General features: G+C 72.9%; 4 protein-coding genes. All 4 read right to left on the reverse strand.

All coding sequences use genetic code 11. From position 1 onward, the window contains the following. Nucleotides 1-193: hypothetical protein (locus AB1634_19395; protein ID MEW6221678.1), on the reverse strand; the 193-nt coding region annotated here is incomplete at its 3' end. Further along, a complete protein-coding gene (locus AB1634_19400; protein MEW6221679.1) occupies nt 193-1191 on the reverse strand; it encodes a zinc-binding alcohol dehydrogenase in 999 nt (332 codons plus the stop codon). The genes AB1634_19395 and AB1634_19400, both read right to left, overlap by 1 nt. Next, entirely contained in the window at nt 1188-1967 is a 780-nt protein-coding gene (locus AB1634_19405; protein ID MEW6221680.1) for a RibD family protein, read from the reverse strand. The genes AB1634_19400 and AB1634_19405 overlap by 4 nt, the downstream gene beginning before the upstream one ends. 39 nt (nt 1968-2006) lie before the next feature. Further along, nucleotides 2007-2204, reverse strand: a 198-nt coding sequence (locus AB1634_19410; GenBank protein MEW6221681.1) for a hypothetical protein, incomplete at its 5' end; no start/stop codon positions are given.

Below are 2204 nucleotides of genomic sequence, written 5' to 3' on the forward strand. Positions count from 1 at the left end.
GGGGCAGAAGCAGGAGCAGCAAGGCCGCGGCCGCCAGGCCCAAGGTCAGCCAAGCGGCTGGCCCGGCCGGAGCGGCCAGAACCCTGTGGCTGGCCACCGGGCTGGGCGCAGCAAAGAAGAGCAGCTCCAGGGCCAGGGACAGGTAGACCGCGGCCGTGAGGACCGCCAGCCAGGCCGGCTCGGGAACAGCCATCAGTAGACGAGCACCACCTGCCCCACCCGGTCCGGCTCCTCCACCAGCAGGCGGTAGGCCTCCGGCGCCTCGGCCAGGGGCAGGGTGTGGCTGATGAGATCCGCCGGCCGCAGCCGCCGCATCGTCTCCCAGGCCAGCTCCAGGCGGCGGGTCCTTGTCCAGCGGCCGGTATGCTCCGGGGCGACGGTGCTCACCTGGCTGGCGAAAAGACGCTGCCGCCGGCGGTGGAAGACGCCGCCCAGGGGCAGGCGGCCCTCCTTCTTGCCATACCAGGAGCCGACGACGATGCGGCCGGCAAAGCCGGTCAGCTCGACGGCCGTCTCCAGGGCTGCCGGGCTGCCGGAGAGCTCGAAGGCCAGGTCGAAGTCGGCCGCTGCCGCCAGGGCGGCATCGCCAGGGGCGAGGCTGTGCCGGGCGCCCAGGGCCCGGGAGCGGCGGCGGCGCGCCGGCAGGGGATCGACGCTGACCAGCCCGGACAGGGGGAAGCGGGCCAGGATCCCGGTGACCAGAAGCCCCACCACGCCCTGCCCCAGGACCAGCACCCGCTCGCCCACCAGAGGTCGGCCGTCCATGACCAGGGAGACGGCTGTCTCCATGCTGGCCAGGAAGACACTGTCCGCAAAGCCCAGGTCGTCGGGCAGGGGGAGGAGGGTGTCGGGGGCTGCCACAAAATGGCTGGCGTGGGGATGGAAGGCAAAGACCCGGCGGTCAGCCCAGGCCGGATCCACCCCCGGACCGCAGGAGCGCACCTCGCCCACCAGGCTGTAGCCGTAGCGAAGCGGATAGGCAAAGGGGCCGGCCAGCTCCGGGATGGCGGCGTCCACCGCCAGGCCGTCCGGGAAAAGGCCCTGAAAGACCAGAAGCTCGGTCCCGGCGCTCACCGCCGACAGCCGGCTGGCCACCAGCACCTGACCGGCGGCCGCAACCGGGATCGGCTCTTCCTGCACCTCCACCCGACCCGGCGCGGCAAAGACCAGGGACTGCCGCTTCTCGATCACAGGCCCTGCCCCGGCTGGGCCCAGATGACGAGATCCGGCCCCAGCTGCTGGACCCGGACCCCGGCCAGCTCCAGGCAGCCGGCGGCAGCCAGTGGCCGGTCCAGAGCCGGCAGCCCACCCACCAGCTTGGGGGCGACCGTGACCGCCAGGAGATCCACCAGGCCTGACGCCAGAAAGCTGGTGATCACCCGTGCCCCCCCTTCCACCATCAGAGTATGGATGCCCAGGCCCAGCAGCTGGGGCAGAAGGGCCGCCAGCTCCACCCGGCCGTCCGCAGCCACCGGGCTGTGCAGAACCCGGGCGCCGGCCCGGGACAGCTCGTCCGCCCGGCCGTTGCCGCAGCCCCGGCCAGCGGCAATGAGCGGGCGGCGACCAGGGTCGGCCAGGAGGGCTGCAGCCAGAGGGGTGCGTAGGCGGGTATCCAGGACGACCGGCCGGGGGCTCGCCCCTGGCACCAGCCGTACCGTCAGGCGCGGGTTGTCCGCCAGGACCGTCTCGATGCCCACCAGAATGGCGTCGCACAGGGCCCGCAGGCCGTGGGTGAAGCGCAGGGAGCTTTCGCCGGACAGGGCCAGAGGCCGGCGCTGGCGGCTGGCGATGGAGCCGTCCAGGCTCTGGGCATAGGAGAGGATCACCAGGGGCCGGCCCAGGGCGGCGGCCAGGCCGGAGGCAGCCTGCAGCCGGGCGGCCAGGGCGGGCAGGCTGCCCACACCCGCCAGGGCGCAATGGACAGCATGGACAGGATGGACTGCATGGACCAAGACCGGACGGTCCATATTGTCCATCCTGTCCATCTTGTCCATCAGGTCCATACGCTACTCCCCCAGCCGCCGGGCCAGGCAGGCCTCCTCCGGGCTCCACAGAGCGGCCTGCCCTGGCCCGGCCAGGGCCGCGGCCATCGCCGCGGCGAACAGGGCGTCCCCGGCCAGTGACGAACCGGCTACCACTTCCATGGCCAAGAAGACCAGGCCCAGGGCAGCGAGGCGGCCCAGGAGGCCAGCCACCGCCATGAG

This window comes from Thermodesulfobacteriota bacterium, assembly GCA_040755095.1.
Lineage (GTDB): Bacteria > Desulfobacterota > Desulfobulbia > Desulfobulbales > JBFMBH01 > JBFMBH01.